The 25,091-nt window shown below is 72.0% G+C and carries 22 protein-coding genes; 8 read left to right on the forward strand and 14 right to left on the reverse strand.

Annotation, left to right across the window (positions count from 1 at the left end; all coding sequences use genetic code 11):
• Positions 1-229: 229 nt before the first annotated feature.
• Positions 230-1,186: an FAD-dependent oxidoreductase gene (locus OHA98_RS35700; protein WP_266931841.1), complete on the forward strand. Its 957-nt coding sequence runs from the start codon at positions 230-232 to the stop codon at positions 1,184-1,186.
• A gap of 49 nt (positions 1,187-1,235) precedes the next feature.
• Here OHA98_RS35700 and OHA98_RS35705 read toward each other — a convergent pair whose 3' ends face one another.
• Positions 1,236-2,399, reverse strand: a complete 1,164-nt coding sequence (locus tag OHA98_RS35705) for a Cmx/CmrA family chloramphenicol efflux MFS transporter (protein WP_266931843.1) — start codon at positions 2,397-2,399, stop codon at positions 1,236-1,238.
• Positions 2,400-2,834: 435 nt separating this feature from the next.
• Here OHA98_RS35705 and OHA98_RS35710 point away from each other — a divergent pair, with 435 nt between their 5' ends.
• Positions 2,835-3,077 (forward strand): hypothetical protein, encoded by a 243-nt coding sequence (locus OHA98_RS35710; RefSeq protein ID WP_266931844.1) that lies wholly within the window; start codon positions 2,835-2,837, stop codon positions 3,075-3,077.
• Positions 3,074-3,325: a hypothetical protein gene (locus tag OHA98_RS35715; protein ID WP_266931846.1), complete on the forward strand. Its 252-nt coding sequence runs from the start codon at positions 3,074-3,076 to the stop codon at positions 3,323-3,325. Before OHA98_RS35710 ends, OHA98_RS35715 begins: the two co-directional genes overlap by 4 nt.
• A 111-nt stretch (positions 3,326-3,436) precedes the next feature.
• Here the strand turns inward: OHA98_RS35715 and OHA98_RS35720 are convergent, their stop codons facing one another.
• Positions 3,437-4,720, reverse strand: coding sequence for a geranylgeranyl reductase family protein (locus OHA98_RS35720; RefSeq protein ID WP_266931848.1), 1,284 nt, complete (start codon positions 4,718-4,720; stop codon positions 3,437-3,439).
• A 97-nt stretch (positions 4,721-4,817) separates the two neighbouring features.
• Here OHA98_RS35720 and OHA98_RS35725 point away from each other — a divergent pair, with 97 nt between their 5' ends.
• Positions 4,818-5,336, forward strand: a complete 519-nt coding sequence (locus OHA98_RS35725) for a GNAT family N-acetyltransferase (protein ID WP_266931850.1) — start codon at positions 4,818-4,820, stop codon at positions 5,334-5,336.
• 48 nt (positions 5,337-5,384) lie between these two features.
• Here the strand turns inward: OHA98_RS35725 and OHA98_RS35730 are convergent, their stop codons facing one another.
• From OHA98_RS35730 to OHA98_RS35750, 5 genes are all read right to left on the reverse strand, one after another.
• Positions 5,385-6,077, reverse strand: a complete 693-nt coding sequence (locus OHA98_RS35730; protein WP_266931851.1) for a demethylmenaquinone methyltransferase — start codon at positions 6,075-6,077, stop codon at positions 5,385-5,387.
• Between the two features lie 34 nt (positions 6,078-6,111).
• Positions 6,112-6,771: a hypothetical protein gene (locus tag OHA98_RS35735; protein WP_266931853.1), complete on the reverse strand. Its 660-nt coding sequence runs from the start codon at positions 6,769-6,771 to the stop codon at positions 6,112-6,114.
• 16 nt (positions 6,772-6,787) lie between these two features.
• Positions 6,788-7,987 (reverse strand): cyclic dehypoxanthinyl futalosine synthase, encoded by a 1,200-nt coding sequence (mqnC, locus tag OHA98_RS35740; protein WP_266931855.1) that lies wholly within the window; start codon positions 7,985-7,987, stop codon positions 6,788-6,790.
• A 72-nt stretch (positions 7,988-8,059) separates the two neighbouring features.
• The gene (locus tag OHA98_RS35745) at positions 8,060-9,961 is read right to left on the reverse strand and encodes a serine/threonine-protein kinase (RefSeq protein WP_266931857.1); all 1,902 of its coding nucleotides are present in this window, start codon (positions 9,959-9,961) and stop codon (positions 8,060-8,062) included.
• A gap of 383 nt (positions 9,962-10,344) precedes the next feature.
• Positions 10,345-11,223: a menaquinone biosynthetic enzyme MqnA/MqnD family protein gene (locus OHA98_RS35750; protein WP_266931859.1), complete on the reverse strand. Its 879-nt coding sequence runs from the start codon at positions 11,221-11,223 to the stop codon at positions 10,345-10,347.
• Between the two features lie 286 nt (positions 11,224-11,509).
• Between OHA98_RS35750 and OHA98_RS35755 the strand changes: the two genes are divergently transcribed.
• A complete protein-coding gene (locus OHA98_RS35755; RefSeq protein ID WP_006347360.1) occupies positions 11,510-11,713 on the forward strand; it encodes a cold-shock protein in 204 nt (67 codons plus the stop codon).
• Between the two features lie 97 nt (positions 11,714-11,810).
• On the opposite strand, the gene OHA98_RS35760 is transcribed toward OHA98_RS35755, so the two are convergent.
• From OHA98_RS35760 to OHA98_RS35785, 6 genes are read right to left on the reverse strand one after another with little or no spacing between them, the layout of a single operon-like run.
• A complete protein-coding gene (locus OHA98_RS35760; protein WP_266931861.1) occupies positions 11,811-12,674 on the reverse strand; it encodes an ABC transporter ATP-binding protein in 864 nt (287 codons plus the stop codon).
• Entirely contained in the window at positions 12,671-13,696 is a 1,026-nt protein-coding gene (locus OHA98_RS35765; protein ID WP_266931863.1) for an ABC transporter ATP-binding protein, read from the reverse strand. Before OHA98_RS35765 ends, OHA98_RS35760 begins: the two co-directional genes overlap by 4 nt.
• Before the next feature lie 4 nt (positions 13,697-13,700).
• Positions 13,701-14,552, reverse strand: coding sequence for an ABC transporter permease (locus tag OHA98_RS35770; RefSeq protein ID WP_266931865.1), 852 nt, complete (start codon positions 14,550-14,552; stop codon positions 13,701-13,703).
• Positions 14,549-15,496, reverse strand: coding sequence for an ABC transporter permease (locus tag OHA98_RS35775; protein ID WP_266931867.1), 948 nt, complete (start codon positions 15,494-15,496; stop codon positions 14,549-14,551). Before OHA98_RS35775 ends, OHA98_RS35770 begins: the two co-directional genes overlap by 4 nt.
• A gap of 7 nt (positions 15,497-15,503) precedes the next feature.
• Entirely contained in the window at positions 15,504-17,159 is a 1,656-nt protein-coding gene (locus tag OHA98_RS35780; RefSeq protein ID WP_266931869.1) for an ABC transporter substrate-binding protein, read from the reverse strand.
• 13 nt (positions 17,160-17,172) lie between these two features.
• Positions 17,173-18,408: a C45 family peptidase gene (locus tag OHA98_RS35785; protein WP_266931871.1), complete on the reverse strand. Its 1,236-nt coding sequence runs from the start codon at positions 18,406-18,408 to the stop codon at positions 17,173-17,175.
• A gap of 138 nt (positions 18,409-18,546) precedes the next feature.
• Here OHA98_RS35785 and OHA98_RS35790 point away from each other — a divergent pair, with 138 nt between their 5' ends.
• Together OHA98_RS35790 and OHA98_RS35795 are read left to right on the forward strand one after the other, a co-directional pair.
• A complete protein-coding gene (locus tag OHA98_RS35790; RefSeq protein WP_266931873.1) occupies positions 18,547-19,437 on the forward strand; it encodes a MurR/RpiR family transcriptional regulator in 891 nt (296 codons plus the stop codon).
• A 95-nt stretch (positions 19,438-19,532) separates the two neighbouring features.
• On the forward strand, positions 19,533-20,360 hold the full coding sequence (locus OHA98_RS35795; RefSeq protein ID WP_266931874.1) for a MerR family transcriptional regulator: 828 nt from the start codon (positions 19,533-19,535) through the stop codon (positions 20,358-20,360).
• A 224-nt stretch (positions 20,361-20,584) separates the two neighbouring features.
• Here the strand turns inward: OHA98_RS35795 and OHA98_RS35800 are convergent, their stop codons facing one another.
• Positions 20,585-21,805 carry an amidohydrolase family protein gene (locus OHA98_RS35800; protein ID WP_266931876.1) on the reverse strand — a complete coding sequence of 407 codons (1,221 nt, stop codon included), beginning with the start codon at positions 21,803-21,805 and terminating at the stop codon, positions 20,585-20,587.
• Between the two features lie 285 nt (positions 21,806-22,090).
• Between OHA98_RS35800 and OHA98_RS35805 the strand changes: the two genes are divergently transcribed.
• Complete coding sequence (locus OHA98_RS35805; RefSeq protein ID WP_266931878.1) at positions 22,091-25,048, forward strand: BTAD domain-containing putative transcriptional regulator; 2,958 nt, start codon at positions 22,091-22,093, stop codon at positions 25,046-25,048.
• Positions 25,049-25,091 lie beyond the last annotated feature (43 nt).

The raw sequence follows: 25,091 nt of genomic DNA on the forward strand, positions 1-25,091 counted from the left end.
CACCACCGCCTGCCCACACCCGCCCGGAACACGACGCAGGCCAGCCGAGACAACGGTTCCCGCCACCGTTCCGCGTCTTCCTCGCGGCCACCGCCCGCTGGGACAGACCCGTAACCCGGCGCACCTTGACCACAACCGGCGGCATACCGTCCTCACCCGGCCGCGCCCCCGGCACACGCGATGGGCCGACTCACCGCGTACGCGGAGCTCCTGGTGCTGGAATGACCCCATGCCCGACACACCGTCCCACCCCCGTTCGCCCGCGGCCCCCGGCGCCGGCGCCGCACACGACACCGACCTGATCGTCGTCGGAGGCGGCCCGGCAGGCTGTGCCGCCGCGCGTATGGCGGCCAGTGTCGGCATGCGCTCGGTCCTGGTCGAGCCGGACACCCTGTGCCGCAACCTCTACCGTGTCACCGCCCTGAACAACGTCCTCGGCGGCTACACCAGCGGCCCCGCGCTCGCCGAGGCCATCACCGCGGAGCTGAAGAGCACGCGGCTGTGCCGTCAGGAACTCGGCCGTCATGTCGTCGAACTCCGCGCGGACGACGACCACATCGCCGTCACCCTGGACACGGGTGCCCGCCTCACCGCTCCGTACGCCGTCGTCGCCACCGGCGTCGGCCCCCTCCAGCCCCGCGACGTCTCCTGGATCACCGCTCCAGGCAGCCTCACCCTGCCCCCGCTCTGGCAGGCGGGCGCGGACGACGCCGAGGGACGTACCCTCCTCGTCCTCGGCGGCGACCGTCCGATCGGCACGTTTCTGCGCGCCCATCCGGCCACCGGCACCCGCCTGCTCGTGGCGTACCCGGACACCGACGCGTACAAGACCGAGGAGATCCGCGACGATCCCCGGGTCACGCTCCTGCCCGTCGCACACCTGACCCTGACTCCCTCCGAAGGCGCCTCGGTGACGGCGGAGGCGGTGAGCGGGGGCGGGGAGCGGCGGACGGTCACGGCGGACGCCGCCTACCTGAGCCTCGGAAGCGCGCCCACCGCCCCGCACGGTGACCTCATGCGCGGTGCGGACGGTTACTGCCCACCGACCGGCCAGCACCCCCGCGTCCTCGTCGCCGGTGACCTGCGCTCCGCCCGCTTCCAGCGGATCATGACCGCCCTGGGCTCGGGCGGCGAGGCCGCGCTGCACGCCTACTACGCCGCGCGGGAGTTGCCCGCCGGGGACTGATCCGCACGACGCTCAGGGGGCGCCGGGCGGGTGCCCGGCGCCGGCCGCGCTACCCGGCCCTCACACTGTCCACCCGGACGAACGCCCGCCGCGCCCCGGCCGTGACCAGGGCGAGCAGCATCAGCGCGCCGCTCACCCAGACCGGCGCCCGGTAGCCGAATCCGGCGTCCAGGGCCAGGCCGCCCGCCCAGGGGCCCACCGTGGCGCCCAGGTTGAAGGCGGTGGTGGAGAAGGCGCCCGCGAGGGTCGGGGCGTCCGGGGCCTGGTCGAGGACACGGGTGATCAGGGCGGTGCCCGTACCGAAGGCGAGCATCCCCTGCACCAGGACCAGGGCGAGGACCGCCACCGGGCTGCCCGCCGTCAGGGCCAGGGCGCTCCAGCCGAGGGTGAGGGCGACCATGCCGGAGGCGATCAGGGCCGTGGGGCGGAGGTCGGCGAACCGGCCCGCCACGGTGACGCCGAGGAACGAGCCCACACCGAAGAGCGCGAGCGCGGCCGGGACCCATCCCGCGCTCAGCTCCGTCTCCCGGGTCAGGAGCGGTTCCAGGTACGAGAACGTGCAGAAGGTCGCCCCCTGGACCAGGGCCATCGTGAGCAGGGTGAGCCGCAGCCGGGGACGGGCCAGGACGCGCAACTCGGTGCGGACGGGTACGGGTTCGGCGTCGGGCCGTCCGCCCGGGATGCTGCGGAGGATCGCCAGGACGGCGGGTACGGAGACGAGGGCGACCGCCCAGAACGCCGACCGCCACCCCCACTGCTCCCCCAGCACCGCACCGGCCGGGACCCCGACCACGCAGGCGACCGTGACCCCGCCGACGACCACCGCCGCGGCACGGCCCTTGAGGTGGGCCGGGACCAGGGAGACGGCCGTCATCAGGGCCACCGCCCAGAAGCCCGCGTTGGCGAGGGCGCCGACGAAACGGGTAGCGAGGAGCACTCCGTAATTCGGGGTGAGCGCCCCCACGACATGTACGGCGACGAACACCGTGAGGAACAGCAGCAGGGCGCGGCGGCGGGGCCAGGAGCGGCTGAAGAGCGCCATGAGGGGCGATCCGACCACCATCCCGACCGCGAAGGACGAGGTCAGCAGACCGGCGGCGGACAGGGAGACGTTCAGGTCGTCGGCGATGCCCGAGACAAGCCCGGACAGCATGAACTCCGAGGTGCCCTGGGCGAAGACCGCGAGCCCGAGGACGTAGACAGCGAATGGCATGGGAGCGAGAACCCCTTGGACGGAACCGTCAGTGGACCGGACAGATCTGTGTGCGGGGATACGGGCCCACGCCCCGTCGTGCGCGCCGGAGCGGATCCGGCGGGCGGCGACATGGCGACGCGGAAGAATGCCCTGCTGATCGCGGGGGCATGACTCGGTGGACCGCGCTCAGGCGCGCGTGACCGAGGGGAGAACGGCCCGTACCCGCGGTGATCCGGCGGCGACGGAGCCGTACGAGGAGATGCCCGTGACCCTGTGGGTCACCCGGCGTCGGTCAGTACCGGCTCGGCCACCGGCGCACCGGTGGCCTCGGTCTGTCGGACTCGGGGCTGGACATGGGGGCGACCCTATCCGGCCGGGCGGCCCCGGTGCCAGCGGTTTACGACGGACTGCCGCCCGCGAGAACTTTCCTACCGGCGGCGTTACTTTTTGGGTATGAGCAGCCATGCAGCCCACCCCGTACCCGAGCGGGCCGGTAAGAGATCCGTCTCGCTGGCACAGTCGTTGATCAACGAAGTTGAGGAGCGGACCGGGAAGAACGCCTTCTCCTCCGTCGTGGCCGAAGCTCTGGAGCAGTGGCTCGCCTCGGCCAAGCTCCGCGAGGTCGTCGCAGCCGACCGCAAGGAATTCGGCCCCGTCTCCGACGAAGCACGGCGACAGGCGGAACAGGAGTGGTGAGCAAACGCCTCAAGATCAAGGCGAAGAGCGAGGGCACCCTGGTCCTGGACGCCCAGGGGCTTTCGCTGCACGTCGATGGCGACGAGGGGATGCGTGCGCGCCTCGTGGACGCACTCGTGGTCGCCACAGCCGCTCTCTGCACACCCCCGGTGCTGCTCGTCACCTCCGACAGGTCGCACGTCCCGGCCCTGTGCAAAGCTGCCGAGGAACTTCCCGGCTCACCGAAGGTGAAGATCGTCAACGTCTGAGCGTTCAGCCGGCGTACGCCCGGCACAGGGCCGCCCGGCCGTGTGCCGGGCGGGCGGCCCTGTGCTGCCGGGCGGGCGGCCCTGTGCTGCCGGGCGGGCGGCCCTGCCTGCTCAGGCCTTCGGGGCGACCTTGGACAGGCCGTTGATGATGCGGTCCATCGCGTCGCCGCCCGTGGGGTCGGTGAGGTTGGCGAGCATCTTCAGGGTGAACTTCATCAGGAGCGGGTGCGTGAGACCGCGCTGTGTGGCGATCTTCATGACCTTCGGGTTGCCGATCATCTTCACGAAGGCGCGGCCCAGCGTGTAGTAACCGCCGTAGGTCTCCTTGAGCACCTTCGGGTAGTTGTGCAGGGCCAGTTCGCGCTGCGCCGGGGTGGCGCGGGCGTGGGCCTGGACGATGACGTCGGCGGCGAGCTGGCCCGACTCCATGGCGTACGCGATGCCCTCGCCGTTGAACGGGTTGACCATGCCGCCCGCGTCACCGACGAGCAGCAGACCCTTGGTGTAGTGCGGCTGGCGGTTGAAGGCCATCGGGAGCGCGGCGCCCCGGATCGGGGCCGTCATGTTCTCCGGGGTGTAGCCCCAGTCCTCCGGCATGGACGCGCACCACGCCTTGAGGACCTCGCGCCAGTCCAGCTCCTTGAAGGCGGAGGAGGAGTTGAGGATGCCGAGGCCGACGTTGGACGTGCCGTCGCCCATGCCGAAGATCCAGCCGTAGCCGGGGAGCAGCCGGTCCTCGGCGCCGCGCCGGTCCCACAGCTCCAGCCAGGACTCCAGGTAGTCGTCGTCGTGGCGGGGCGAGGTGAAGTACGTACGGACCGCGACGCCCATCGGGCGGTCCTCGCGGCGGTGCAGGCCCATCGCGAGGGAGAGCCGGGTGGAGTTGCCGTCGGCGGCGACGACGAGCGGGGCGTGGAAGGTGACCGGTGTCTTCTCCTCGCCGAGCTTGGCGTTGACTCCGGTGATGCGGCCGGTGCGCTCGTCGATGACGGGCGCGCCGACGTTGCAGCGCTCGTACAGCCGGGCGCCCGCCTTCTGCGCCTGACGGGCCAGCTGCTCGTCGAAGTCGTCGCGCTTGCGGACCAGGCCGTAGTCCGGGTACGAGGCGAGGTCGGGCCAGTCCAGCTGGAGCCGGACGCCGCCGCCGATGATGCGCAGGCCCTTGTTGCGCAGCCAGCCGGCCTCTTCGGAGATGTCGATGCCCATGGAGACGAGCTGCTTGGTCGCGCGCGGCGTGAGGCCGTCGCCGCAGACCTTCTCCCGGGGGAAGGCCGTCTTCTCCAGGAGCAGGACGTCCAGTCCGGACCTGGCGAGGTGGTAGGCGGTCGTGGAGCCGGCTGGGCCCGCTCCGACGACGATCACGTCCGCGCTGTGCTCGGAGAGGGGCTCGGTCACGGTCGGATCTCCCGAAGACTCGAAATCGCGTGCCGCGCGGCACATGTCCCGTGCAGTCTATGGGGGCCTGCTGATCAACCTCCCGAAGGGCTCCCCGATGTCGAACGCGCCTGTTCCGCACCCCGCCGTACACCTGCGAGTACCGACCGACGAGGACGCCCTGACCTGGCACCGGGTGTTCGACGATCCCGAAGTGATGAAGTTCTTCGGGGGCCGCACGGCGGAGTTCTCGGTGTACGAGGAGCTGACCGCGCGGCAGCGGCGGCACGACGCGGAGCTGGGCTACTGCCTGTGGACCGTGACCGATCAGGAGGACAGCGTCCTCGGGTTCACCGGCGCGCAGCCGTGGCCGCACACCACGTACGGCCCGGTGGGCGAGATAGAGATCGGCTGGCGGCTGGCCCGTGCGGCCTGGGGCCGGGGGTACGCCACCGCCGCCGCCCGCACCGCGCTGGAGCGGGTGCGGGCGGCCGGGGTGCGGGAGGTGGTCGCGATGGTCGACTCCCGTAACGCCCGGTCGGTCGCGGTGGCCGAACGGCTCGGGATGCGCCGGGCCGAGACCTACACGACCCCTCGGGCGGGACAGGTGGGGTGGTGCTTCCGGCTGGAGCTGTGAGCCGGGGGCGGTTGCCGCCTCAGGCGCGAGCCGGGGGCGGTTGCCGCCTCAGGCGCGTACGCCCCGGTGCAGGGCCACCACTCCGCCGGTGAGATTGCGCCAGGCCACCTTCGACCAGCCGGCGTCCTGGAGCCGGGAGGCGAGACCGGCCTGATCGGGCCAGGCGCGGATCGACTCGGCGAGGTAGACGTACGCGTCGGGGTTGGAGGACACCGCGCGGGCGGCGGACGGCAGCGCCCGCATCAGGTATTCGATGTAGACCGTGCGGAACGGCGTCCAGGTCGGCTGGGAGAACTCGCAGATGACGACCCGGCCGCCGGGCTTGGTCACCCGGTACAGCTCGCGCAGCGCGGCATCGGTGTCCTGGATGTTGCGCAGCCCGAAGGAGATCGTGACGGCGTCGAACGTCTCGTCCTTGAACGGAAGCTTCGTCCCGTCCCCGGCGGTGAACGGCATCCACGGGTGCCGTTCCTTGCCGACCCTGAGCATGCCGAGCGAGAAGTCGCAGGGCACCACATAGGCGCCCGCCTGTGCGAAGGGCTGCGAGGAGGTGGCGGTACCGGCGGCCAGGTCCAGGATCTTCTGGGCCGGCCGGGCGTCCACCGCCTTGGCGACCTCCTTGCGCCAGAGCCTGGCCTGTCCGAGTGAGATCACATCGTTGGTCAGGTCATAGCGTCTGGCCACGTCGTCGAACATCGAGGCGACTTCGTGCGGCTGCTTTTCCAGGGAGGCTCGGGTCACCCTCCCATTCAAGCAGTCCGGCCGGAGCGGGCCGTCAGCGCCGCCGGTGGACCATCCGCCCGGCGAGCACCGTGACCACGCAGGACGCGGCGCCCACCTCGGCGAGGCCCGCCGCGTCCGGTACGTCGAAGACCGCGAAGTCCGCCCCGCGGCCCGGGGAGTCCAGGTGCGGCGCCGACAGCGCCTCGTCCAGCGGCTGCCCCGCCCGTGGGTCCAGCGGGTCCAGGGACGCCCGGCCCGGGGCCCCGCCCCCTCCGGAGCGCGTCCGCACCGCCAGGCCCGCCCGGTGCACGGCGTCCGCCACCGTGTCCCGGGTCAGCGGGCCCGCGACGGCGACGGTGCCGTGGGCCAGCATCCGCTGTACCCCGCGCCGGGCGCTCGCGCCCCAGCGGGTGTCCGTCATGCCGAGGGCGTCCAGCGCGGCGCCGGTGAGCGGCTCGGTGCCCAGGGCGTCGGCCTCGCGCGGGTCGGGGTGGTAGGTCCGCTCCAGCAGTTCGGGACCGTACGGGTTGAACAGTCCGGGCGTCAGCAGACCCGGCCAGCGGCGGACCCTGGCGGCCGGCCGGCCGGCGGCCAGCTCCTCGTACGGACCGGCGGCCACGATCAGGCGCCCCTCCACGAGGACGGCACCGCCGGGCACGGGCTCGCGCCCGGGGCCCGGCAGCAGCAGGTCCGCGGTGTGGATCGTCAGCAAGGAAGCGCCCCGGGGCCTAGTTGGTGCTGAGGAGCTTCAGCTCCGGGTGGGCCGTGCCGCCCTCGATCGCGGTGGACGAGATGTGCGAGACGACGCGCTCGTCGACCGGGTCCATCGCCGGGTCGTCGTGCACGACGAGGTGCTCGTACGTCGTGGCGCGCTGGGCCGGGACGCGGTCCGCCTTGCGGATCAGGTCGATGATCTCCATGCGGTTGGAGCGGTGCTTGGCACCGGCCGAGGAGACGACGTTCTCCTCCAGCATGATCGAGCCGAGGTCGTCGGCGCCGTAGTGCAGCGACAGCTGGCCGACCTCCTTGCCGGTGGTCAGCCAGGAGCCCTGGATGTGGGCGACGTTGTCCAGGAAGAGCCGGGCGATGGCGATCATCCGCAGGTACTCGAAGAGCGTGGCCTGCGTGCGGCCCTTCAGCTTGTTGTTCTCGGGCTGGTACGTGTACGGGATGAAGGCGCGGAAGCCGCCCGTACGGTCCTGGACGTCGCGGATCATGCGCAGGTGCTCGATGCGCTCGGCGTTGGTCTCGCCGGTGCCCATCAGCATGGTGGAGGTGGACTCGACCCCGAGGCCGTGGGCGATCTCCATGATCTCCAGCCAGCGCTCGCCGGACTCCTTGAGCGGGGCGATCGCGGTGCGCGGCCTGGCGGGCAGCAGCTCGGCGCCCGCGCCCGCGAAGGAGTCGAGACCGGCGGCGTGGATCCGCTGGATGGCCTCCTTCGCCGACACCTTGGAGATCCGGGCCATGTGCTCGATCTCGGAGGCGCCCAGCGAGTGGATGACCAGCTGCGGGAACGCCTTCTTGATCGCGGAGAAGTGCTCCTCGTAGTACTCGACGCCGTAGTCCGGGTGGTGGCCGCCCTGGAACATGATCTGCGTGCCGCCCAGCTCCACGGTCTCCGCGCAGCGGCGCAGGATGTCGTCGAGGTCGCGGGACCAGCCCTTGGCGGTGTCCTTGGGCGCGGCGTAGAAGGCGCAGAACTTGCAGGCCGTGACGCACACGTTGGTGTAGTTGATGTTGCGCTCGATGATGTACGTCGCGATGTGCTCCGTACCCGCGTAACGGCGTCGGCGTACGGCGTCGGCGGCCGCTCCCAGCGCGTGCAGGGGCGCCGACCGGTAGAGGTCGAGCGCTTCCTGAGGGGTGATCCGACCGCCTTCGGCGGCTCGGTCGAGGACGGGCTGAAGGTCGGCCTTCTCGGTCACCGGGCTGTCACCTTTCGGCGGTTTTTCTACGGATCCACGGACCGATCCAGCGTACGCCAGCCCGTGGTGCCATCAGCGGCCGGACCGGGCCAGCGTCCCGTACGGCAGACCGGCGCCGCGCTCCTTGGACCGGAAGAACAGCTTGTCGCCGCCGCTCCTGGCGAAGACGACTTCGGCGGTGGTCGTGGTGCACAGACCCGCCGTGCCGGGGCGGTCGGGATCGGTGCGCTCGTCGAAGGTCAGCTCCTCCGCGGTGCCGGAGGCGAGGGTGCCGACGCTGTGGCAGCTGACGCTGATGCCGAGGCTGGAGACCGTCGTGGTCATCCGGACCACATCGCTGCCGCGCTTCCCCTCCGTGAACACCGCGGTGAGGACGCCGTGCGGCTGCCCGGTCGTCCTCTCCGTCAGCTCGCCCTTCCAGGTGCCGATGAACTCCTTCGGCAGCTCGCTCACCTGACGGCCGCCGGAGTCGGACGGTTCGGAGGCGGAGCCGCCGGGGGACGGCTTCCCTGTCGTGGACGGCTTCCCTGTCGTGGACGGCGGGGTGGCCGCGGCGTCGTTGCCCTTCTGGGCGTCCGTCCCTCCACCCGGCAGCACATTGCCGAGCAGGCCGGTGCCCACCATCACCACGGCGAGCGCGCTCGCCACGGCCAGGGCGACCGTGCAGCTCACCCTGCGGCCCCGGCGCGCGTCCGCCGGGTGGGTCTCGGCGTTCACCGTGACGGAGAACCGGGGGTCGGGCGTGCGCTGCCCCGGCAGCCCGCCCGCCCCGCTCTCCGCCTCCGCGGCGGAGACGGAGGAAGAGGAAGAGGACGGGAAGGGTGAGAGGGGCGAGGAGAACGAGGGAGACGAGGCGGAAGAGGCGGAAGAGGCGGACGCCGAGGGAGGCGCCGAGGGGAAGGCGGGCGGGGCGGGGGGTCCCGGAGGGGCCGGCGGCGGGGGGACCGGCGGACCGAACACCCCTCGCCCGGCGGCTGCCCCCTCGGCCTCCTGCCCGCCCCGGCCGTCCGCCCCCACGTCCTGGACCTCCAGCGACGCGTTGCTGAACGGGACCGGCCCCGTCTGCACCGGTATGTCCTGCGGCTCCAGGTCCAGCAGCGCCACCGCGGCCCGGCTGACCTCACGCACCAGCGGCCCCGGCAGCCAGCCGCCCGCCACCATCGCGGCGGCCCCGCCGGGCGCGAGCGTGCGGGCGAGGTCGGCCGGGGCGGGCCGGTCGGCAGGCTCCTTGGCCAGGCACCCGGCGACCACCTGCCGCAGCTCGCCCTCCAGCTCGCCGAGTTCGGGTTCCTCGTGCACCACCTTGTAGAGGAGCACGGCGGACGAGTCGCCGACGAAGGGGGCGACGCCGGTGGCCGCGTACGCGAGGACCGCGCCCAGCGAGAAGACATCGGCCGCGCCAGAGACATCGTGGCCCCGGATCTGCTCGGGTGCCATATAGCCGGGCGAGCCGACGGAGACCCCGGTGGAGGTGAGCGAGACGGTGGCGCCCAGCGCCCTGGCGATGCCGAAGTCGATCAGCCGGGGGCCGTCGAGGGCGAGCAGCACATTGGACGGCTTCACGTCCCGGTGGACGATGCCCTGTCCGTGGACGACGGCGAGCGCTTCGGCGAGGCTCGCGCCCAGGGTGCGTACCGCGTGCTCCGGCAGCGGGCCGTGCGCGGTGACCGCCTCCGACAGCGGGGGCCCGGCCACGTAACCCGTCGCGACCCAGGGCACGGGCGCGTTCGGGTCGGCGTCCAGGACCGGGGCCGTCCACTGGGCGCCGATGCGCCGGGCGGCCTCCACCTCGCGCCGGAACCTGGCCCGGAACTGCTCGTCGAGGGCGAAGTGGGGGTGGACGACCTTGACCGCGACGGTACGTCCTCCCGCGCTGCGCCCCAGATAGACCCGGCCCATGCCGCCCGCCCCGAGCCTGCCGAGCAGCCGGTAGGCACCGATGGTGTGCGGTTCGCCGGCTTCCAGCGGCTGCATAAGGACTCCCCCTGTGGACCGTCCGGACCTCCGACCGAAGCCTAGGGGGCGGTGGTCATGAGGTCACAGGGAAACGTGTTACCGATTTCCCCCCTAAGGGCACGAAGGGAGGTTTTCGCCACAGTAAAAGGCGCGAATGTGTCGTTCATCCGATCGATACCGGGATGCAAACGAGACTCACCCCGGACGACATCCACTATTCGGCATCCCGCACCGGACGTATGCCCGGCCCATTCGTTCCATTCGCTCCATTCACCGCCGCACCGATAAACGGCACGACGGTACGGGATTCATCCATTCCCGGTATCTCTTCCCGGGACGGCCGTCAGCCACTCCCGGACGCCCCGTACGACTCCCGTATGTTTCCCGCCGGTCCGCCGCCGTCAGCCGCCGAGCAGCTCCACGTTCACGTCCACGGGATAGCCGGTGTCCGATCCGGTCCGGCGCGCGAACTCCCGTACTCCCGCCAGCTGATCGGGGCCGAAACGGAAGTCCAGTGTCGTGAAGTACCGCTCCAGCACCTCCGCGTCGAAGGACTCCCAGCGCGCGGCCTGCTCCGCCACCTTGGTGACCTCCTCCAGGGAGAGGTCACGGGAGGCGAGGAACGCCTCGTGCACCTTGGCGGCCTGCTCGGGCTGGGCGGCCAGATAGTCCTTGCGGGCGGCCCAGACCGCGAAGACGAACGGCAGACCCGTCCATTCCTTCCACATCCGGCCCAGGTCATGGACCTGGAGACCGAGCCGGGGCGCGTCGTGCAGGTTGGCGCGCAGTGCGGCGTCACCGATCAGGACCGCGGCGTCCGCCTCCTGCATCATCAGCCCGAGGTCGGGCGGGCAGGTGTAGTAGTCCGGCCGCACTCCGTAGCGCTCGGCGAGCAGCAGCTGGGCCAGCCGCACGGAGGTGCGGGAGGTCGAACCGAGCGCCACCCGGGCCCGGTCGAGCTGCTCCAGCGGCAGCTGGGAGACGATGACGCACGACATGACGGGCCCGTCGCAGCCGACCGCGATGTCGGGGAAGGCGACGAGGTCGTCGGCGTTGCGCAGGAACTCCACCAGCGTGACGGGGCCGATGTCCAGGTCGCCCCTGACCAGCTGTTCACTGAGCCTCTCCGGGGTGTCCTTCGAGAGCTCCAGGTCGAGCAGGGTCCCCGTCCGCGCCAGGCCCCAGTAGAGGGGGAGGCAGTTCAGGAACTGGATGTGGCCGACGCGCGGCCGGCTGCGGCGGTCGTCGCCATCGACGGGAGAGGCGGTTGAATTGTCCACATCCTGAGGCTAGACCCGTGCCCGGCCGAGTGCGCCACCGGGGCGACGCGACACCCTCCCGGACCGCCTCCGGCGTCACGCGATCGGCACGGCTATCAAACATTCGAGTGAAGTGATCTTTCCCTCTACCGCTCCCCAGAGGCTGCGTGCTAGGCTCGCCGCAAGTTGCAGTTTGGTTTCCCTTGCAGTACAGAGCCTGCGGAGCATGTAACCCGCAGGCTTTTGTAGTTTTCAGACTTGTTTGCAGGTTCTGGAGCAGGGCAACCCTTTGGCCCAAGGAGGGCTTATGGCTACCGGAACCGTCAAGTGGTTCAACGCTGAAAAGGGCTTCGGCTTCATCGCCCAGGACGGCGGCGGCCCGGATGTCTTCGTCCACTACTCCGCGATCAACGCGGCCGGGTTCCGCTCCCTCGAGGAGAACCAGGTCGTGAACTTCGACGTCACTCAGGGTCCCAAGGGTCCGCAGGCTGAGAACGTCACCCCGGCCTAGTTGCCCGGGTCGGCCGATCGCGGCCGTTTTGCAGTACCCAAGGAGCCTCGCTCCCCCGCTTCGGCGGAGGAGCGGGGCTCCTGCCCTTTTTCCTGAATTACGGGGCGGCCGGTCCCGTGCCCCGTACCGCCCCCACCGCCCCGGCCGGTTCCGCGCCGGCGTCCGTGGCGGCACGCGCTCCGACCGCGTCCGCCGGGTCCCAGCCCACCCGGGGCACCGAGGCCAGCAGCAGCCGGGTGTACGGGTCGCGCGGGTCGGCCAGCACCGCGGACGTCGGCCCCTGCTCCACCGTCGTGCCCCGGCGCATCACCACGACCTCGTCGGTGATGTGCTGGACGACCGCCAGATCGTGGCTGACGAAGACCAGGGCGACCCCGGTGTCCCGGCGGATCTCGCCGAGCAGTTGGAGGATCTGCGCCTGGATCGAGACGTCGAGCGCGGCCACCGCCTCGTCGAGGACCAGCACCTTGGGGTCGACGGCCAGGGCGCGGGCGATGGCCAGGCGCTGGCGCTGGCCGCCGGACAGGCCGTGCGGCCGGGCCTCCGCCTCCCGGGCGCCGAGGCCCACCCGGTCCAGCAGCCCCTCGGCGAGGGACTCCTCCCGGCCGTGCAGCCGCAGCGCCGTGGCCAGGCACTGCCGGGCGGTGAGCCGGGGGTCCAGCGAGACGTACGGGTCCTGGAACACCATCTGGATCTCCCGGGCGCGCGCCAGCCTGGCCGCCCGCCCGCGCGGCGTCCGCCGGTCACGGGGCCGCCCGTCCACGGTGACGGTGCCCTCGTCGGGCCGGACCAGGCCCACCAGCATCCGGGCCACGGTCGTCTTCCCCGAACCGGACTCCCCGACGATCCCCAGCGAGCCGCCCGCCGGGACGGTGAAGGTGATCGAGTCGGCGGCGGTGAGGCGCCCCTTGCCGGGCAGCGCGTAGGTCTTCCGCAGCCCTTCCACGGCCAGCAGCGTCATCGCGCACTCCTCTTCTCCGCGGCCGAGTCCGCGAGCGGGACCGTCGGGGCCGTCGGGGCCGTGCCCGCAGGCGCGGGCGCGGGCAGGCGGCGGCAGGACGCGGTGCCCCCGCCGTCCAGCGGGACCGGCTCGGGCCGCCGGGCCGAGCACTCCGGTTCGGCCTCCGGGCAGCGGTCCGCGAACTCGCAGCCGCCGAACGCGTCCGCCAGCGACGGCGGACGCCCCGGGATCGGCCGGATCTCCCGCTCCCCCTCCCCCAGGGTGGGCGAGCAGGCCAGCAGCCCCCGGGTGTAGGGGTGCCGGGGCCGGTCGAAGAGGGCCCCGGCGGGCTGTTCCTCGACGACCCGGCCCGCGTACATCACGTACACGCGGTCGCAGTAGGCGGCGGCCAGGTGCAGGTCGTGCGTGATGAACAGCAGGCCCAGGCTCCGTTCGGCGCGCAGGGTGCGCAGCAGGGCCAGGATCTCCGCCTGGGTGGTGACGTCCAGGGCGCTGGTCGCCTCGTCGGCGAGCAGCAGCCGGGGTTCGGCGGCCAGCGCACCGGCGATGACGACCCGCTGGAGCATGCCGCCGGAGAGTTCGTGCGGGCGCTGGCGGACCCGGCGCTCCGGATCGGAGAGGCCCACCGTGTCCAGCAGTTCGACCGCGCGGGCACGGGCCGCCCGCTTGTCCAGGCCGGTACCGGCGAGCCGCTCGACCAGGAAGTCGCCGATGCGGCGGACCGGGTTGAGGGCCGAGCGCGGGTCCTGGTGGACCATCGCGACCGTACGGGCGCGGTGTTCGCGCAGCGCCTCCCCGCTCAGCGCGAGGACGTCGGTGCCGTCGACGCGTACCGAACCGGAGGCGGCGGTGCCGTCGGGGAGCGTACGCAGTGCTGCCTTGGCGGTCGTGGACTTGCCGGAGCCGGACTCGCCGACCAGCCCGACCACTTCCCCGCTCGCCACCCGCAGGGAGACCTGGGTCAGCAGGGGCCGGGCGGCGCCGGGGAGTTCGAGGGTGAGGTTGTCGATGTCGAGGAGCATGCGGCTACCTCCCGCTGTCGAGTCGGTCGGCGGCCCAGACCCCGACGACGTTGAAGGACACCACGACGAGCGCGATGGCGACGCCGGGCACCATGGCCGGCAGGAGCGCGCCCTGGACGACGGCGGCCTGTCCCTCCTGCACCATCAGCCCCCAGTCGGAGCTGGGCGGCTGGGCTCCGAAGCCCAGGTAGGAGAGGGTGGCCAGCGACATCAGGGCCTCGCCGAACAGCACCACCAGATAGCCGGTGATCGACCGGCCGAGGTTGGGGACGAGATGGCGGGCACAGATCCGGGCGCCGCCCATGCCCTGGACGCGGTACGCGTCGATGTAGGGCTTGCGGCGTTCGGCGAGCGCCACGGAGCGGGTGTACTTGGCGACGGTCGGGGTGTAGGCGAGTCCGAGCGCGAGTACGGAGGTCGTCATTCCGGCACCGAAGACCGCGATGATCAGCACGGTGAACAGCAGCCCGGGGAACGCGTACATGACGTCGGTGAGCCGGGAGATCACGGTGTCGGCCCAGCCGCCGCGCCAGGCCGCGAGGGTGCCCAGGGCGACCCCGAGGACGGCGGCGATGGCGAGCAGGAGCACCGGGGCGATCAGGCTGGTGCGGGCTCCGTACAGCACCCGTGAGAGCAGGTCCTGACCGGAGGAGTCGGTGCCCAGGAGGTGTGCGGCGGAGGTGCCGTTCAGCGACGCGGACAGGTCGATGGCGTCGGGGGCGTACGGGGCGAGCAGCGGGGCGGACACGGCGGCGAGCGCCACCAGGGCGAGGGCCGCTCCCGCGATGACGACGCCCGCCGGACGCCGGTTCCCCGGCTGTTTCAGGGTGAGGGGAGTGGACAGGGTCGCGCTCATGCGGCGGCCTCCTTCACCCGGGGGTCGAGCAGCGGGTGCACCAGGTCGACGAGGGTGGTCACCACGATGTAGCCGGTGACCATGAGCAGGAGTACGGCCTGGGCGACCGGGAAGTCGTGCGTGTTGATGGCGCCGACGAGCAGCGAGCCGATGCCGCTGATCCCGAAGGCGGTCTCCACGACGACCGTGCCGGCCAGCATGCCCGCCATGACGAGGCCGCACATGGTGACGATGGGGCCCAGCGCGTTGCGCAGGACGTGGCGGAGCACGATCTCGCGCTCCGGGATACCGGAGGCGCGGGCGACCTCCACATGGTCGGCGGCGCCCGCGTCGGCCATGGCCTGCCGGGTCACCCGGCTGATCAGCGCGAGTGCGCCCAGCGCCAGGGCCAGGGCGGGCAGCGTCAGATGGTGCAGGGTGCCGGTGAAGCCCTCGCCGCTGCCCGTCACCGGGAACCAGCCCAGCTGCACGCCGAACAGGGCGACCAGCGCGATGGCCGAGACGAACGAGGGGACCGAGGCGGCCAGGGTCGTGCCGCCGACGACGGCGGAGTCGATCCAGGTGCCGCGGCGGACGGCCGCGAGGACGCCCGCGCCGACGCCGAGGACGACGAAGAGCACGGTCGCGTACGCCACCAGGGCGAGCGTCGTCGGGAAGCGGGCGGTGAGCAGATCGGCCACCTGGTCGCTGTACTTGAAGGAGCGGCCGAGGTCGAACTGGAGGCAGTCCCCGAGCCAGCGCCCGTACTGCACGACGAGGGGCTCGTCGAGGTGGTACTGCGCCCGGACCAGTTCCAGCTTCTCCGGGGTGAGCTTGTCGCGGCCGCCGGCCAGGAAGACGGCGGGGTCGCCGGGTGCCGCGTAGACGGCGGCGAAGATGACGAACGAGGCGGCGAGGAGGGTGGCCAGCAGTCCGGCCAGCCGCCGGGAGGTCCGGGCGAGCATCGCGGAATCAGCCCTTCTTCGCGCCGAGTTCGGCGGCCCACGGGTAGTAGAGGTAGGCCATGGAGGCGGGTGGACCGGTCAGCTTCTCGTTCAGGACGAGGACGGACGGGACCTGGGCGACCGAGATCCAGACCGCGGCGTCGGTGAACGTCTTCTGGACCTCGACGGCGAGCTTCGCGCGGGCGGCGTCGTCGAGGGTGCCGAGCGCCTGCTTCACCTTGGCGTCGTACGCCTCGTCCTTGAAGCCGACCCAGTTGTTGGAGGAGTCGGAGAGGGCGTTGTCGTAGAAGCCCATCGGGTCGGCCTTGGAGATGTACCAGTCGCCGACCAGGACATCGATCTCGCCGCGGATCTCCGGGTCGCTGTAGAACTGCTCGAACTGCGCGGTCGGCACCGTCTTGATCTGCCCCTTGAGGCCGATCCGCTGGAGCGCCGCGCGCACGGCGTTGGCGACGACGGTACGGCCCTGGCTGGCGTCCGTGCCGATCACGATGGGGGTGGCCGCATCGGCTCCCGCGTCCTTCACCAGTTCCTCGGCGGCGGCGAGATCGTCGGCGGTGGGGCCGGCGGGGGCGTACGCGATGTCCTTCTGGGCGGCCTCGAAGACGGGCTTCTCGTAGCCCCACGCGCCGGAGCCGACGGGGGTGCCCCAGGGCTGGACCATGCCTCCGTAGCCGGAGGCGGCGATGCCCTTGCGGTCCAGGGCGAGCGAGAGGGCCCGGCGGACCTTGGGATCCTTCAACCCGCCGCGCTCGGTCGGGATGAGGACGAGGGAGGCGGTGGACGGGCCGTAGTGCTGCTCGATGCCCTTCTTGCCGTCGAGCGCGGAGGCGGTGTTGGGCGATTCGGCGTACGCGCCGTCGGCGGCGCCGGTCGTCAGCGCGTTGACGAGGGCGCTGTCGGTGGCCCAGCGGAAGGTGACCTTCTTGGTCAGGGGCTTCTCGCCCCAGTACGCGTCGTAGCGCTCGATGGTGATCGAGTCCCCGGACTTCCAGCCGCCGAGGGCGTACGGGCCGGTACACGCGTCGGGCTGTCCCGGGGTGCCGAAGTCCTTGCCCGCCTTCTCGACCTGCTCCTTGTTCCAGACGATGCCCGCGTCCCCGGCGAGCGCCTTGAAGAACATGGCGTCCGGCGCCTTGAAGGTGATGGTGATCCGACGGTCGCCGGTCTTCTTCATCGCGGCGACATTGCCGAACTCGTCGCCCTGTTCCATGTCCGGGTCGGCGTGCCGCTCAAGGCTCCACAGCACGTCGTCGGCGGTCATCGGGGTGCCGTCGTGGAAGGTGACGCCGTCGCGCAGGGTCAGGACGAGGGTCTTGTCGTCGGGCGTCTCGGCCTTCTCGGCGAGGAAGGGCTTCGTCGACATGTCCGGCTGGAGCTGGTAGAGCCGCTCGCAGACGTTGGTGAGGACGACGCGGCCCGCGCTGGAGCCCTGGGTGTCCAGGTCGAGGGAGTCCGGTTCGTCCTCCAGGAGCCAGTCGGCGCCCGCGAGTTCGCCCTTGGCCGGGGCGGTGACCGGGGTGAGTTCCCGTGCGCCGGCGTCGGTGGCGCTGCCGCTGCCCGCGGTGTTCCGGGTGGCGCCGCTGCAGCCCGCGGCCGCGGCGAGCGTCGCGGCGACGAGGCCCGCGGCGAGTGCCGTCCTGCGTGAAGTGGTGTGGGTCATCACGTGCGTCCTGTCAGTTCTGGCCGTACGGGCCGTCGTAGAGGTTCCAGGGGAGGTGCTGGTACTCGCGGTCGCAGGGGGTGCCGGCGGTGACGTGGTAGTCGCCGGTGGTGAGGTCGGCCAGCGAGGAGACGAGGGTCGTCCAGTGCTTGATGACCGGCTGCCGCGGGTCCGGGTGGGTGCACAGCGACTCGGGGTGACCGAGGTGGTCCGACATCGCGCGGCGGACGATCCCCCGCGACTCCTCGGGCCCGGTGGAGCCGCGCAGTGCCCTGAGGCCCTGTTCGGCGCGTGGGACACGGACCAGGGAATCGGAGGACATGGGGCGGTATCCGGCGGCGGCCAGGGGGGCGGGGATGCCGGCCTGGTAGTGGTTGCCGTGCACCAGCAGCCCGTCGGTCGGGTACATCCAGCCGTGCCCCGCCGGGGTGGTCTCCAGGTCGATGGCGAAACCCTCGCGGCAGGTGAGCAGGGCGTTGCTGGCGATGTGGGCCCGGGTGCGGCAGAGCACGTCGAGGGCGTCGGTGATGTTGCTCTGGTCCAGGACGCTGCGGCGTACGACGGTCTGGGGCAGCCCGATCGTGTCGTCGAAACGGCCGCCGAGTCCGTTGGCGTTGAAGGCGATCCCGGCGGAGTTGGCGCCCTGGCGGCCGATCTGTCCGGCCTCGACCTGCATGATCAGGGTCGGCTTCGGCGGCTGGACGATCCGGATCATCACGACGGTGTCGGCGACTCCGGCCCGCCAGTCCCAGTTCTGCCCGGCGTAGACATGGCCGTCGCCGCTGGCCTCGCCGTAGGCGGCGAAGGAGGTGCATCCCTCGGCGGGCTCCTCCTCGGTCTTCTCACCGGCGGGCTCCCCGGCGGTCCCCCCGGCGGGAAGTGCCGCGCCCGTCCGTTCCCCGGCCTCCATCCGGGCGAACGACTTGTCGTAGATGACCTCGCCCCGGGCGTTCAGGGCGAGGACGTCCAGCAGACCGACCCCGGCACCGTCCGCGATGCCCCGCATCTCCTCGACGAGGTGGGGTGCGTAGGCGGTGACGGGTTCCAGCCAGCGGGCGGCGCGGGCGGTGACCCGGTCCCAGGTCAGACCGGCGGACTGGCCGAATGCCTCCTCGTAGTAGCCGAGGGCGGCGTGCAGTTGGGGCCGTACGGCCTCGCCGTACTGGCGGCCCCGGTCGAGGGGGCTGCCGGAGATCTCGATGACCGGGAGGACCCGGGCGGGGGCGGGTTCCGTGGGACGGGGTGCCATTCTTCTCCTCGCGACGGAACGCTCCGAACCGGCGTCGCGGGACCACCACGATCCTGTAACGTCGATTTCAGAAAGCGTTCCCTTTGGAACGTACTGCCCAGGACAGTAACGCCGGTCACACGGAAGTCAATGCTTGTAATGGAAATTCCAGAGAACGAGACCGGAGTGACGCGTCTTCGGGCCGCGATTCGCGATCAATGGGAGGAACTGTCCACTTCTGAGCGTGCTGTGGCGCAGTATCTGGTCAGCGCACCCGTCGAGCAGTTGCTCTTCGCCAGCGCCCAGGAGCTGGGCGTCGCCAGCTCCACCAGCAACGCCACCGTCGTACGCGCCCTCCAGCGGCTCGGTTACGCCGGACTGCCCGCGCTGAAGCGGGAGCTGGCCAATGACTTCACCGCGGCGGTCGCTCCCGAGGTGCGCCTCAAGCAGCGGATCGCCTATGTGGGCCAGGATCTGGACTCCATCTGGGCCGATGTCTTCGACGAGGCCCATGAGCGCATCGACCAGGCCAGACGGCTCACCGAACCGGAGGCACTGAAGCGCTCGGTGGCCGCTCTCGCCGAGGCGCGCGAGGTGTTCTGCTACGGGATCGCCGCCTCCGAGGCGGGCGCCCGGCATCTGGCGCTGGCGCTCGGCCGGATCGGCCGCCGGGCCCGGTTCGTCTCCGAGACGGGCTTCGCGCTCGCCGACCAGCTGCTCGCGCTCGGCCAGGGCGACGCGGTGGTGATCTTCCAGCCGGGCCGCCGGCTGGTGGAACTGTCGGTCATGATGGACCGCGCCCGCGCGGTCGGCGCCAAGGTCGTCCTGGTCACGGACGAGCTGGGCGAGGCGTACGCGGACCGGGTCGAGGCGGTCCTGACCGCGCCGCACACCCCGACCGGGATCACGGCCGAATCGCTGACGGGGCTGCTGGTCGCCGACGCGCTGCTGCTGGCGCTGGCCACCCTGGACGAGACCCGGGCCGTGGAGTCCTCCCACCAGCTGACGGCGCTGCGGGAACAGCTGCTGGACCGCAAGCGCCGCGACTGAGCGGACCGCCGGTCCCGGGGCGCGGGCGTCCCCGGCCCCGGCGCCGCCCCGGCCTTGACCTTGACACCGTGTGAAGCCGTGCAGTGGGAGCCATCATGTTCACCATCGGAGACTTCGCCAGGTACGGGCGGGTGTCGCCCCGCATGCTGCGTCACTACGACGCCATCGGACTGCTGCACCCCGACCGCACCGACCCCGCCACGGGATACCGCTTCTACGGTGCCGCTCAGCTCGCCCGCCTCAACCGCGTCATCGCCCTCAAGGACCTCGGCTTCACGCTCCAGCAGGTGCACGCCGTCCTCGACGAACGGGTGGGACCGGAGGAGCTGCGCGGGATGCTGCGGCTGCGGCGGGCGGAACTGGAGGCGGCCAGGTCGGCGGCCGAGGCACGGCTGGCGCAGGTCGAGGCGAGGCTCCGGTCGATCGAGAGCGAGGGACACATGCCCACGGACGATGTCGTGCTGAAGACCGTTCCGGCGGTACGGGTGGCGGAGCTGACCGGGACCGCGGCGAGTTTCGGGCCGGAGGACATCACGGCGGTGATCGTGCCGCTGTACGACCGGCTGTTCGCGCTGCTGGGCACGGCGGGGCTCACCCCGTCCGGGCCGGGCGTCGCGTACTACGAGGACGACCCGGCCGGCGGCGGCGCGATCGTCGTGCACGCCGGGGTGACGGTCACCGGACCGGTGGGCCCGGCGGGTGACACGGGGATCACGGTCGTGGAGCTGCCCCCGTTCGAGGCGGCGACGATCGTGCACCGGGGGCCGATGGAGGTCGTCCTGCCGACGGCCCAGACCCTGGCCCGCTGGATCGACGCGGGCGGATACCGGTCGGCGGGGTACGCCCGGGAGATCAGCCTGGAGTGCCCCGAGGACCGGGAGAAGTGGGTGACGGAACTCCAGGAGCCGGTCACCGCGGTCTGACCGCCGGGCAGGACGCGCCGGAGGGCGAGGGGCCGCCGGGCAGGACGCGCCGGAGGGCGAGGGGCCGGTGGGGCGAGGGGCCGGGAGCAGGGGGGGGTGAAAGGGAGGGAGCAAGGAGGGCCATACGCCTCCCGCCCCCGCGCTGCCCTCGCTCCCCCTCACCCCCCTTCGCTCGCTCTCTTCGCTCACCGTCCTTCGCTCCCCCTTCGCTCACCGCCCTTCGCTCACCGCCCCGGCCACAGCCCGTCGTCCGTCAGCCCCAGCAGGTCGATCGCGTTGCGGCGCACGATGCGGTCCACGACATCCGCGTCCAGGTGGCCCATCTGCTCCTCGCCGACCTCGCGGGACCGGGGCCAGGTGGAGTCGGAGTGCGGGTAGTCGGTCTCGTACAGGACGTTCCCCACACCGATCGCGTCGAGGTTCTTCAGCCCGAAGGCGTCGTCGAAGAAGCAGCCGTACACATGGTCCGTGAACAGCTCCGACGGCGGCCGGTGGACCTTGTCGGCGACCCCGCCCCAGCCCCGGTTCTCCTCCCAGACCACGTCGGCGCGTTCCAGGATGTACGGAATCCAGCCGATCTGCCCCTCCGCGTACATGATCCGCAGATTCGGGAAGCGCTCGAACTTGCCGCTCATCAGCCAGTCGACCATCGAGAAGCAGCAGTTGGCGAAGGTGATGGTGGAGCCGACGGCGGGCGGGGCGTCGGCCGAGGTGGACGGCATCTTCGAGGACGAGCCGATGTGCATGGCGATCACGGTCCCCGTCTCGTCACAGGCCCGCAGGAACGGATCCCATTCGTCCGTATGTATGGAAGGGAGCCCGAGATGGGGAGGTATCTCGGAGAACGCCACCGCGCGCACACCCCGGGCGGCGTTGCGCCGGACCTCGGCCGCCGCCAGCTCCGCGTCCCACAGCGGGACGAGGGTGAGCGGGATGAGCCGGCCGTGCGCCTCGGGGCCGCACCACTCCTCCACCATCCAGTCGTTGTACGCGCGGACGCCGAGCAGGCCCAGCTCGCGGTCCTTCGCTTCGGTGAACGTCTGCCCGCAGAACCGCGGGAAGGTGGGGAAGCAGAGCGCGGACTGGACGTGGTTGACGTCCATGTCGGCGAGCCGCTCGGGCACCGAGAACGAACCCGGGCGCATCTGTTCATAGGTGATGACTTCGAGCTTGATCTCGTCCCTGTCGTAGCCGACGGCGGTGTCCAGCCGGGTGAGCGGACGGTGCAGATCCTCGTACACCCACCAGTCGCCGACCGGCCCCTCGTCGCCCTTCGCCCCCATCACCGGCGCGAACTTTCCGCCCATGAAGGTCATTTCCTTGAGGGGTGCCCGGACGATGCGCGGACCGGAGTCCGCGTACTTGGACGGGAGCCGGTCCCGCCAGACATGAGCGGGCTCCACCGTGTGGTCGTCCACCGAGATGATCTTCGGGAAGGTCTCCATGCGTACCACGGTAGCGCCGATCTGACGAACCGTCAGCTATCTTGTCGCGATCGGACCGGCTCCCGCGGGTACCGGAGAAGGGCGCCCGGTTCCCGAATCGTTGTCGAGGGCTTGTGCAGAGCGTCACCCACTGCTGACGAGTCGGCCTAAAACAAGGCAGACTGTTGAGCGCGATACCAGCGGTACGGAGCAATCCGGATACCCGCCCTACATCGACGCACAGGCGGGCAATCCGGCACGGGCACCACCGGCAGGACCGGCAGGCGAGCAGGACAGGGGGCATCAATGGACCGTCACCACGGGCCACGCGTGCGTGTGCCGGAGCAGCGTGCTCCGGAAGAACCCGCGGCCGGTGGCGCACTGCGGTTCGCCGTACTCGGTCCCGTACGCGCCTGGCGCGGTGGCGAACTGCTGCCCCCCGGTTCCCCGCAGCAGCGGGCCCTGCTCACCGCACTGCTCCTGCGGGACGGCCGGACGGCCACCGCGGCCGAACTCATCGACGCGATCTGGGGCGAGGAGCCGCCGCTCCAGGCGCTGGCGGCGGTACGGACGTACGCCTCGCGGCTGCGCAAGGCGCTCGGCCCGGACACCCTGGACAGCGAGTCGGGCGGCTACGCGATCCGGACACCGCAGGACGCGCTGGACCTCAACCTCGCCCAGGAGCTGGCCGGCGAGGCGGAGAAGGTCCGGGCGAGCGGCGACCGCTGCCAGGCCCGCACCCTGATCAACAAGGTGCTGGGCCTGTGGGACGGCGAGGCGCTCGCCTCCGTACCGGGCCCGTACGCGGAGAACCAGCGCACCCGGCTGGAGGAATGGCGCCTCCAGCTCACCGAGACCCGGCTCGATCTGGACCTGGAGGTCGGCTGCCACGCGGAGGCGGTCTCCGAACTGACCGCGCTCACCGCCACGCACCCGCTGCGCGAGCGGCTGCGCGAACTGCTGATGGTCGCCCTGTACCGCAGCGGACGCCAGGCCGAGGCCCTCGCGGTGTACGCCGACACCCGCCGGCTGCTCGCCGAGGAACTGGGCGTCGACCCGCGCCCGGAGCTGGCCCAGCTCCAGCAGCGCATCCTCCAGGCCGACGAGGAGCTGGCCCGCCCGGCCGACGAGCCGGCCCCGCCGCCCGCCCCGGTCCGCCCGGCCCAGCTCCCGGCCACGGTCCCCGACTTCACCGGCCGCACCTCGTTCGTGATGGAGCTGGGGGCCCGGCTCGCCACCGCCGAGGGCTCGGTGATGGCGGTGTCCGCGCTGGCCGGCATCGGGGGCGTCGGCAAGACGACCCTCGCCGTCCATGTCGCCCACCAGGCCCGCCCGCACTTCCCGGACGGCCAGCTGTACGTCGACCTCCAGGGGGCGGGCTCCCGGGCGGCGGAGCCGGAGACGGTGCTCGGCTCGTTCCTGCGCGCGCTCGGCACCGCCGACTCGGCGATACCGGACACCCTGGACGAACGGGCGGCCCTGTACCGCTCGACCCTGGACGGCCGCCGCATCCTGGTCGTGCTGGACAACGCCCATGACGCGGCCCAGATCCGCCCCCTGCTCCCCGGTACGGCGGGCTGCGCGGCCCTGGTCACCAGCCGGGTCCGCATGGTCGACCTGGCCGGCGCGCATCTGGTGGACCTCGATGTGATGTCCCCGGAGGAAGCGCTCCAGCTCTTCACCCGGATCGTGGGCACGGAGCGGGTCGGCGCCGAGCGCGAGGCGGCGCTGGACGTGGTGGCCTCCTGCGGCTTCCTGCCCCTGGCCATCCGTATCGCCGCCTCCCGCCTGGCCGCCCGCCGCACCTGGACCGTCTCCGTCCTCGCCGCCAAACTGGCCGACGAGCGCCGTCGGCTGGACGAACTCCAGGCGGGCGACCTCGCGGTCAAGGCCACCTTCGAGCTCGGCTACGGCCAGCTGGAGCCCGCCCAGGCCCGCGCCTTCCGCCTGCTGGGCCTCGCGGACGGCCCGGACATCTCGCTGGCGGCGGCCGCCGCGCTGCTGAACCTGGAACCGCACGTGGCGGAGGACCTGCTGGAGGCGCTGGTCGACACGAGCCTCCTGGAGTCGGCGGCCCCGGGCCGCTACCGCTACCACGACCTCGTACGCCTCTACGCGCGTGCCTGCGCCGAGCGCGACGAACAGCCGCCGGTGGAGCGGGAGCTGGCGCTGTCACGGCTGCTGGACTTCTATCTGGCGACGACCGCCCGGGTCTACGCGCTGGAGCGGCCGGGCGACCGGCTGGTGGACCATCTGGAGCCGACCGGGCACGCGGGACTGGCCCTCCCCGACCGCCACTCGGCCCTGGACTGGCTCTACACGGAGGCCACGAACCTGCTCGCCTGTGTCACCCAGGCGTGCGCCCCGCCGACGCTCCGGCGCGCCGTGGACCTGCTCTACGCCGCCCTGGACCTGGGCGAGTCGGGCGCGAACGCTAAGCAGTACGAGGCTGCGGCCATGACCGTGCGGGAAGCGGCCAGGAAGTGCGACGACCCGCGGGCGGAGGGCCGCGCCGTGATGTCGCTGGCCAACGCGCACCAGCTGGCGGGCCGGTTCGACCACGCCGACCGCGAGGCGCAGGAGGCGATGCGGCTGGCGGACACCGTCCAGGACCTGCTGCCGGCCAGCTGGGCGGCGAACGCCCGCGGCATCATCGCCCTCTACCAGAACCGCCACACGGACGGCGAGGCGTTCCTGAACCAGGCCATAGACGCCTTCCGCAGCGACGGCAACCGGCCGGGCGAGGCGAGCGCCCTGTGCAACCTCTCCCGCATACACCTGGCCACGGGACGGACCGGCAGCGCCATCACGCTGGCCCGGTCGGGCATAGAGATCTACGACTCCCTCGGCCACGCGCTGCGGGGCGCCAACGGCCGCTACGCGCTGGGCATGGCGCTGACCCAGAGCGGACGGTTCAAGGAGGCGACCGACCAGCTGACCGAGGCCCTGGAGATCTTCCGCGACAGCCGTCAGCGGCTGTGGGAGGGCATGGCCATGTTCCGGCTGGCCGAGGTCGACATCGCCTCCGGCCGCCCCGCACAGGCCGCCCAGTACTCGGAGCTGGCGCTGACCGTCCTGCGCGGCATCGGCGGGGAGTGGCGGCGGGGAAACGTCCTGACCGTGCTGGGGCGCGCGCTGTCCGGAATCGGGCAGACCGGACGCGCCCAGGTCTGCTGGCGCGAGGCGCTCTCCATCTACGAGGAGCTCGGCTCCCCGGAGGCGGACGCGGTGCGGGCGCTGCTCTCACCGGCCTCCGCGTCCTGACGAACGAGGGCGTTCATCGTTCGTTTATCGCCACCGGACATTC

Origin of the sequence: Streptomyces sp. NBC_00654, from assembly GCF_026341775.1 — a bacterium.
GTDB lineage: Bacteria > Actinomycetota > Actinomycetes > Streptomycetales > Streptomycetaceae > Streptomyces.

Bases quoted from the DNA above. Each gene is read 5' to 3' on its own strand.
- OHA98_RS35700 (WP_266931841.1), top strand. From the start codon at position 230: ATGCCCGACACACCGTCCCACCCCCGTTCGCCCGCGGCCCCCGGCGCC.
- OHA98_RS35705 (WP_266931843.1), bottom strand. From the start codon at position 2,399: ATGCCATTCGCTGTCTACGTCCTCGGGCTCGCGGTCTTCGCCCAGGGC.
- OHA98_RS35710 (WP_266931844.1), top strand. From the start codon at position 2,835: ATGAGCAGCCATGCAGCCCACCCCGTACCCGAGCGGGCCGGTAAGAGA.
- OHA98_RS35725 (WP_266931850.1), top strand. From the start codon at position 4,818: ATGTCGAACGCGCCTGTTCCGCACCCCGCCGTACACCTGCGAGTACCG.
- OHA98_RS35745 (WP_266931857.1), bottom strand. From the start codon at position 9,961: ATGCAGCCGCTGGAAGCCGGCGAACCGCACACCATCGGTGCCTACCGG.
- OHA98_RS35755 (WP_006347360.1), top strand. From the start codon at position 11,510: ATGGCTACCGGAACCGTCAAGTGGTTCAACGCTGAAAAGGGCTTCGGC.
- OHA98_RS35760 (WP_266931861.1), bottom strand. From the start codon at position 12,674: ATGACGCTGCTGGCCGTGGAAGGGCTGCGGAAGACCTACGCGCTGCCC.
- OHA98_RS35765 (WP_266931863.1), bottom strand. From the start codon at position 13,696: ATGCTCCTCGACATCGACAACCTCACCCTCGAACTCCCCGGCGCCGCC.
- OHA98_RS35770 (WP_266931865.1), bottom strand. From the start codon at position 14,552: ATGAGCGCGACCCTGTCCACTCCCCTCACCCTGAAACAGCCGGGGAAC.
- OHA98_RS35775 (WP_266931867.1), bottom strand. From the start codon at position 15,496: ATGCTCGCCCGGACCTCCCGGCGGCTGGCCGGACTGCTGGCCACCCTC.
- OHA98_RS35780 (WP_266931869.1), bottom strand. From the start codon at position 17,159: ATGACCCACACCACTTCACGCAGGACGGCACTCGCCGCGGGCCTCGTC.
- OHA98_RS35785 (WP_266931871.1), bottom strand. From the start codon at position 18,408: ATGGCACCCCGTCCCACGGAACCCGCCCCCGCCCGGGTCCTCCCGGTC.
- OHA98_RS35790 (WP_266931873.1), top strand. From the start codon at position 18,547: ATGGAAATTCCAGAGAACGAGACCGGAGTGACGCGTCTTCGGGCCGCG.
- OHA98_RS35795 (WP_266931874.1), top strand. From the start codon at position 19,533: ATGTTCACCATCGGAGACTTCGCCAGGTACGGGCGGGTGTCGCCCCGC.
- OHA98_RS35800 (WP_266931876.1), bottom strand. From the start codon at position 21,805: ATGGAGACCTTCCCGAAGATCATCTCGGTGGACGACCACACGGTGGAG.
- OHA98_RS35805 (WP_266931878.1), top strand. From the start codon at position 22,091: ATGGACCGTCACCACGGGCCACGCGTGCGTGTGCCGGAGCAGCGTGCT.